Raw genomic sequence first — 7,571 nt, 5'->3', positions numbered from 1 at the left:
GCTCGGAACCGCGGAATCACGCCGATTCGCCCTGGCGCTCCGCTCAGGAGGCGTCGGGGCTGCCGCCCGGGCCCCGCCTCCCCGACCCGGAAACGACGACGGCCGCCCGGCTCGCACCGGGATCGGTGCCAGCCGGACGGCCGTCGTGCAGCGCATCCGTGGGAACGGAGCGGAGAATCGGGGCGCTACTCGCCTCGCGCGATGCGGGTCATCTCGTCCCGCGGCACGACCTTGATGCGCGTGCGCCCCTCGGCCTCCCCCAGTCCGAGCTCGTGCTCGTCGAGACGGTGCCATCCCTCGATGGTCGTGTAGGGAACCTCGCGCTCGGAGAGCAGCGCGGGGATCGCCTCGACCGACGGGTCCTCGGGAGTCCACCAGGTGCCGCGATCCTCCATGAGGGACTCGAGCGTCTCCATCGCGTCGGACTTGGTGTGCCCGATCAGGCCGACGGGACCGCGCTTGATCCAACCGGTCGCGTAGACGCCGTGCAGCGGCTCGCCCGAGGCGTCGAGTACGCGTCCGGCGTCGTTCGGGATCACCCCGCGACGGTCGTCGAAGGGGATCTCGTCGAGCGGGGATCCGAAGTAGCCGATCGCGCGATACAGCGACTGCACCGGAACGACCTCGAACTCGCCGGTGTCGACGGCTCCGCCGTTGCCGTCGGGCGCCGTGCGCTCGATCTTCAATCCCGTCACCCGGCCGCCCTCGGTGACGACCTCGACCGGCTTGGACCAGAAGTGGAAGTGCAGGCGGCGCGACGCGGGTTCGATCTCGCCGGCCTCGCGCTCGCGCTGCTCCTGACGCCACTTGTCCATGATGCGCGACATCACGATGACCTGCTTGTTCTTCGCCAGGGTCTCGTCCGCGTAGGCGTCGTCGACGTCGAAGTCACGCTCGTCGACGACCATGTCGACGTCGCGCACCTCGCCGAGCTCGCGCAGCTCGAGCGGGGTGAACTTCACGTACTTCGGCCCGCGTCGTCCGAACAGGTGGAGTTCCTGGATCGGGTTCGCCTTGAGCCCCTCGTAGACGTTCGCAGGGATCTCGGTGGGCAGCAGATCGTCCGCGTGCTTGATGAGCATGCGGGACGTGTCGAGCGCCACGTTGCCGTTGCCGATCACCGCGACCTGCTCGGCCTCCAGGGGCCAGGTGCGCGGAACATCGGGATGCCCGTCGAACCAGCTCACGAAGTCCGCGGCTCCGTACGAGCCTTCCGCCTCGATGCCCGGGATCCCCAGCGAGGCGTCCCGGATCGCGCCCGTCGAGAAGATCACCGCGTGGTAGTGCTTCTTGAGGTCGCCGAGCGAGATGTCGGTGCCGTAGCGGACGTTCCCGAAGTAGCGGATGTCTCCCCGGTCGAGCACTTCGCGGAGCGCGGTGATGATGCCCTTGATCCGGGGGTGGTCGGGAGAGACGCCGTAGCGCACCAGCCCGTAGGGGGCGGGAAGCTGTTCGAACAGATCGATCTCGACCTCGAAGTCGCGTTCGGCCTTGATCAGCAGGTCGGCGGCGTAGATGCCCGCCGGCCCCGCACCGACGATCGCCAGTCGCATCTTCTCCATCAGCCCTCTTCCTTTCCGCGTGCTCGCGGAATCTAGCCTTCGCGGTTCACGATCGAATCCGCCATGCGCTCGAGCGCACGGCGCACCGACGACTTGGGCAGCGCGCCGAGCTGCGCCACCGCCTCGGACGCCCAGCGCTTCGCCTCGGCCTCGGTCTCCCGGGTCACCTCGTGCTCGCGCAGCGCCTCGACCTCGGCATCGAGCAGTCCCGGATCCTCGCCGGCGGCGATGCGGGCGACGCCCGCGTCGATGCGCGCCAGGAGCTCGCTCGCGGCGGCGTCCCCGCCCGCGGCACGGCGACGGAGCAGCAGCACCGGCAGCGTGGCGACACCGGCCCGGAGATCCGTCCCCGCGCGCTTGCCCGTCGCCTCCTTCTTCGGCGACAGGTCGATCACGTCGTCGACGAGCTGGAAGGCGACGCCGATGCGCTCGCCGTACTCGGTCACCGGGTCCGCGTACTCGGTCGCGGCCTCGCCGAACATCACGCCCATGCGCGCGGCCGTCGCGATCAGCGCGCCGGTCTTGTCCGCGAGCACCTGGATGTAGTGCGCGATCGGGTCGTCGCCCTCCTTCGGCCCGACGGTCTCGTGCAGCTGGCCGAGGCAGAGCCGTTCGAAGGTCTGCGCCTGCAGCAGGATCGCCTCTTCGCCCATGCCGGAGACCAGGCTGGACGCGCGGGCGAACAGCAGGTCGCCCGCGAGGATCGCGACGGAGTTCGACCAGACCGTCTGCGCGGCGGGCACCCCGCGTCGCAGCTTCGCGTCGTCCATCACGTCATCGTGGTACAGCGAGGCCAAATGGGTCATCTCGACCGCCTGCGCCGCCCGCCGCACGAGCTCGTTCGGCCCCGTGCCGAGCTCGCTCGTGAGGAGTGTCAGCATCGGACGGATCCGCTTGCCGCCCGCTTCCATGAGGTAGCGCGCGGGGGCATCGGCCACGTCGGATGCGAACCCGAGGTGCTCGATGAGCCCGGCCTCGACGAGTTCGAGCTGCTCCTGCACGCGCTGCGCGTGCCTGCGGTCCTGCGCCCCGCGGAACAGGCGCATGGGCAGCGCCTGCGTCGCGGTGTCTGCGGCGTTCGTCAGCTTCATGCTTCTTCCTCTGACGGTGCTTCGGTGCGCTTCGGGGCCGGCTCCGCCGAGCTCGGCTTCGGCGCGGCCGGTGTGGTCTTCGATGCGGTGCCGGACTTCGCTGCGGCGCGCGTGGACGCCGCGGCCTTCGACCGGGCGGGCGTCTTCGGCTTCGCCGCGGCCTTCGGCTTCGCAGCGGAGTCGACCGGAGCAGCGGGCGCGGCGGGGATCTCGACTGGCTCGCGGGGGACGAACCCGCGATGCAGCGCGACGATCCCTCCGGTCAGATTGCGGTAGGCCACGCGCTCGAACCCCGCTTCGCGGAGCATGGCTGCGAGGCGATCCTGCGCGGGCCAAGCCTCGATGGACTCGTTCAGATAGCGGTAGGCCTCCGCCGCGGACTTGTTGATGAGACCGGCGATGCGCGGCAGCACCACGCGCGAGTAGGCCACATAGGGGCCCCGCATGAGAGCCGACGTCGGGCGCGAGAACTCGCAGATGACCACGCGGCCCCCGGGCTTCACGACGCGGAACATCTCGGCGAGCGCCCGCTCGGGGCCCTCGACGTTGCGGAGGCCGAAGGAGATCGTCGCCGCGTCGAAGCTGTCGTCCTCGAAGGGGAGCTGCGTGGCGTCGGCCCAGACGAAGTCGATGAGCTCGTTGCCGGCCTGGCGGATGCGCCCCTCGGCGAGCATGCCCTCGGAGAAGTCGGCGGCGGTCACATGGGCGCCGTGCTTCGCGATCGCGGCGCTCGCCGTTCCGGTGCCGGCCGCGAGATCCAGGATCCGCATGCCCTTGCGGGGCTGCAGCGCCTTGGTCAGCGCGACGCGCCACAGCCGGGAGTTGCCGGCGGAGAGCACGTCGTTGATGAGGTCGTATCGCGGTGACACCTCGTCGAACATCGCGGAAACATCGGCTGCCAGCTTCGTGGCGGTATCGGGGCGGGTCACCCCACCATGCTAGCCCGTTCCGCTGAGGGGATCGCATGGGGTTTCACACCCCGCGAACGCCGGCCGGAACGGGGCCAGTGAACCGAGCGCACAGCCCGGGGCGAGTAGATTGTCAGGGTGAGCAGCGTGTCCGTTCCGAGCATTCGCGCCGTCACGCGACCCCTCGCCGAGCTTCCCGACCTTCTCTCGTTCGCGGATCCCGCCGAGCCTCTGGTCTGGACGCGCGGGGATCGCGGCTGCGTCGGCGTCGGCGAAGCGCTGCGCCTCGAGTTCTCCGGCCCCGACCGCTTCGAGGATGCCGCCGCCGCCTGGCGCGAGATCTCCGCCGCCGCCCGGATCGACGATCCGGTCGGACTGCCGGGCAGCGGCCTCGTCGCGCTCGGCACGTTCGCCTTCGCCGGATCGAGCGCCGCCAAGAGCGTCCTCGTGGTGCCCCGGCTGCTCGTCGCCCGGCACCGCGGCCTCGCCTGGATCACCGAGGTGACGGTGTCGTCGGCCGACGGCGGCGAACCGGCAGATGCCCCCGTCCTTCCCGCCGCCTGCCCCCTCGGCGAGTGGCACGGCACGACACTCCACGTCACCGCGCGCGGCCCGCAGAACGACGCCTACTTCGACGGGGTCTGCGAGGCCGTCCGCCGCATCGGCACCGGGCGGCTGGAGAAGGTGGTGCTCGCCCGGCAGACCGCTGCCCGGATCGCGGCCGACGACGACCTGAGGGTTCCGCTCGCCCGCCTCGCCGACCGCTACGACGACTGCTGGACATTCGCCGTCGACGGCCTGATCGGCGCGAGCCCCGAGACGCTCATCCGTTCCACAGGGGGCACCGTCTCCGCCCGGGTCCTCGCCGGCACCCGCGCGCGCGTCCCGGAGGATGCCGCCGCCGACGCGCGAGCACGCGACGAGCTGCTGACGAGCGCGAAGGACCAGCACGAGCACGCGTTCGCGGTGCAGAGCGTCGTGACCGCGCTCGCCCCCACGTGCGCTCGCTGCACACGAGCGAGGAGCCGTTCGCGCTGCGTCTGCCCAACGTCTGGCATCTGGCGACCGATCTCGGTGCGGGCCTCGGCGCCGATCGGGGCGCGCTCGAGCTCGTCGGCGCCCTCCACCCGACCGCCGCGGTCGCCGGAACGCCGACGGCGACCGCGATCGACACGATCGAAGAGCTCGAGCCGTTCGATCGCGGACGCTACTCGGGCGCCGTGGGCTGGATCGACGCCGCCGGCGACGGCGAGTGGGTGATCGCGCTGCGGTGCGGTCAGCTCGACGCTCCCGTCGACGGGACGCGGATCCTGACCGCGACGGCCGGCGGCGGGATCGTGGCGGGCTCCGACCCGGAACACGAGTTCGTCGAGACGGTCTCGAAGTTCCGGCCCATCGCCGAGGCGTTCTCCGCCTGATCGCTGCCCGCGCGGGCGAAGGCCGAGTCATCTGGTATCCGAAATTTTAGAGTGCTACACTCTAAGTATGCGGCTCGTTCGATCCGCACGAGCTCGGCCGCCGCGTTCCCCCGCCAGCCGAGCTCTCTGAAGGGAGACCCCATGCTGCTATCCGCCCCCGACCCTCGCGCCGGGCCGTCGCACTCCTCGGCACCGCCGCGGCGACGCTCGGCCTGGCCCTGGGTGCGGCCAGCCCCGCCCTCGCCGCCCCGGCAAGCGCGCCCGAGGCCGCGAGCACGTCCGTCGACGCCGCAGGCCCGAAGCTCATCCTGCCCGAGGCGAAGACGTCCCGTGCCCTCGCGCCCACGACCGAGAACGAGCTGTTCAGCCTGTCGACCGATCACCTCGAGATCGAGGCCGCGCTCGGGTACCGCGCCACGGGGACGGTCACGGTCACCGCGAAGCGCGACATCCGCTTCGGCAACCAGGGCGAGCCCTCCGTCACCCCCGAATACGGGGCCCGGTTCACGGGCGTCTGCCCGCCCTACTTCGGCACGACCCTCATGCACGCGGGCGACCAGTGCACGCTCGAATACACCTTCGCACCCCAGTCCCACTACTGGCTCGGCGCAGCCTGGAACATGCGGGCCACCGCCGTCGACGTCTCCGGCGCCCCCGAGGGCGACCCCGTCGACGCGCAGGTCGCGATCAACGGCGTCCCGAAGGTGCTCGAGACCACGCCGGTGGATGCCGGTTCGGTCCCCGTGGGCGCGACGTCCGGCCCCCTCGAGTTCCGGGTCACCAACGCGACCGCCTTCGACCTCCCGGTCCTCGCCATCGACTCCTGGGGTTCGCCCGTCCGGCTCGCAGACCCGTCCTCCCTGCCGCGCACCCTGGCTCCGGGCGAGAGCGCGAACATCCCGGTATCGTTCTCCCCGGCCTCCGCGGGCGAGCAGAGCGGCATCTTCTTCGTTTCGGCGCACCCGCCGGTTCCGGACTGGGCACCCGACCGCCCCGCATCCTTCATCGCGAACTACAGCGGCACCGGGGTCGAGCTGCCGCTCGCCGCGACCGATGCCGACTTCGGCAGCGTCGAGGAGGGCTCCGCGGTCGAGCGCACGGTCACGGTGACGAACCCGACCGGCTCCTGGGTCTACCTGACCGCCGAGCTGCGGGACACCGACGGCGAGTCGGACCTCGCCATCGGCGCGTTCGATCCCTACCTCGCGCCGGGCGAACGGGTCGAGGTGCCGGTGACCTGGACCCCGAAGAACGGCCGGGACGCCCGCGCCGCACTCGGCTCCATCCTGTTCACCGATCAGTGGAGCTCCAGCACCCCGCAGAACTCCGCGGTCTCGCGGCTCAGCGGAAGCATCGCGCCGGTGGACCCCCCGGTCGAGCCGACGGATCCCCCGAAGCCCACCGCCCCGGTTGCACCCGCGAAGACGACGGCCGCCGCGAACGTCGACCGCTCGCATCCCGCTGTCGTCCAGGGCTCGACGGACTCCCGGCTCGCGACCACGGGAGCACCCGAGCTGTGGGCCCCGCTCGTCCTCGCCGCTGCCGGCGCGATCCTCCTCGGAGGAGCCTCGCTCGCCTGGGTCGCGCGGAAGCGGCGCACCGTCCGCGACGAAGCGTTCTGAGCGGACTCCAGTGCCGGATCCGGCTCGGATCCGGCACTGGAGCGGCGCCCGCCAGCCCGGTACTGTGAGTCCGAACCGAGGAGGGCCCCATGCCGAAGCACTTCTGGACCGAGGACGTCGGGGCGCTGCTGCGCGTCGGCCCCGGATTCGACCTCCGCCGAGTCGATCCGTCGTCCACCCCCGGCACCGATGCCGACAAGGATGCGGGCGCTGCCGAGCTCGCCGGATCCGCGCAGGAGCTGCGTGAACTGCAGGAGAAGCTCTTCGCGCAGAGCCGCCTCGGAGCGAAGGACCGTCTGCTCGTCGTGCTCCAGGCCATGGACGCCGCCGGCAAGGGAGGGATCGTGAACCACGTGTTCGCCCAGCTCGAACCGTACGGACTCGCGCTGACCGCGTTCAAGAGCCCCACCCCGGAGGAGCGGACCCACGACTTCCTCTGGCGGATCGAGCCGCACGTGCCCGGACCGGGGGTCATCGGACTGTTCGACCGTTCCCACTACGAGGACGTCCTGATCCAGCGCGTCCGCGCTTTCGCGCCGCCGGAGGAGATCGAGCGCCGCTACGGAGCCATCGTGGAGTTCGAACGACGGATCGCGGAGGACGGGGTGCGGATCGTCAAGATCATGCTGCACATCTCTCCCGAAGAGCAGGCCGCGCGACTGCTCTCGCGTCTCGACGACCCCGAGAAGCACTGGAAGTACAACCCCGGTGACGTCGACGAGCGACTGCTCTGGCCCGACTACATGGACGCGTTCCGGATCGCGATCGACCGCACGAACGCCGCGCACGCGCCCTGGTACGTCGTCCCGGCAAATGCGAAGTGGTACGCCCGCACCGCCGTGCAGCGGATCGTCATCTCGGAGCTGCAGCGCATGGCCCCCGCATGGCCGATCCCCGATTTCGACGTCGCCGCGGAGCGTGCTCGGATCGAGGGCTCGATCCAGCTGCGCTGGCCCTCCTGAGCCGGCGA

4 protein-coding genes and 2 pseudogenes are annotated in these 7,571 nt (G+C 71.2%); 3 read left to right on the top strand and 3 right to left on the bottom strand.

Annotation, left to right across the window (positions count from 1 at the left end):
* Positions 1-185: 185 nt before the first annotated feature.
* The 3 genes and pseudogenes from AB3K78_RS16480 to AB3K78_RS16470 form a co-directional block, all read right to left on the bottom strand.
* On the bottom strand, positions 186-1,562 hold the full coding sequence (locus AB3K78_RS16480; RefSeq protein ID WP_416445050.1) for an FAD-dependent oxidoreductase: 1,377 nt from the start codon (positions 1,560-1,562) through the stop codon (positions 186-188).
* Positions 1,563-1,594: 32 nt separating this feature from the next.
* Positions 1,595-2,653, bottom strand: coding sequence for a polyprenyl synthetase family protein (locus AB3K78_RS16475; RefSeq protein ID WP_416445048.1), 1,059 nt, complete (start codon positions 2,651-2,653; stop codon positions 1,595-1,597).
* A gap of 161 nt (positions 2,654-2,814) precedes the next feature.
* Positions 2,815-3,534 (bottom strand): annotated as a pseudogene (locus AB3K78_RS16470) (class I SAM-dependent methyltransferase); the annotation flags it as partial.
* 165 nt (positions 3,535-3,699) lie between these two features.
* Here AB3K78_RS16470 and AB3K78_RS16465 point away from each other — a divergent pair.
* The 3 genes and pseudogenes from AB3K78_RS16465 (at position 3,700) to AB3K78_RS16455 (ending at position 7,563) form a co-directional block, all read left to right on the top strand.
* A pseudogene (locus AB3K78_RS16465) lies at positions 3,700-4,979 on the top strand (isochorismate synthase).
* A 542-nt stretch (positions 4,980-5,521) separates the two neighbouring features.
* Positions 5,522-6,601: a choice-of-anchor D domain-containing protein gene (locus AB3K78_RS16460; RefSeq protein ID WP_416445046.1), complete on the top strand. Its 1,080-nt coding sequence runs from the start codon at positions 5,522-5,524 to the stop codon at positions 6,599-6,601.
* Between the two features lie 89 nt (positions 6,602-6,690).
* Positions 6,691-7,563, top strand: a complete 873-nt coding sequence (locus AB3K78_RS16455; RefSeq protein WP_416445044.1) for a PPK2 family polyphosphate kinase — start codon at positions 6,691-6,693, stop codon at positions 7,561-7,563.
* Positions 7,564-7,571 lie beyond the last annotated feature (8 nt).

Source organism: Leucobacter sp. HNU (assembly GCF_047946755.1).
Lineage (GTDB): Bacteria > Actinomycetota > Actinomycetes > Actinomycetales > Microbacteriaceae > Leucobacter.
Note: the sequence above shows the minus strand (reverse complement) of the source record. Positions and strands in the feature narration are given on the sequence as shown.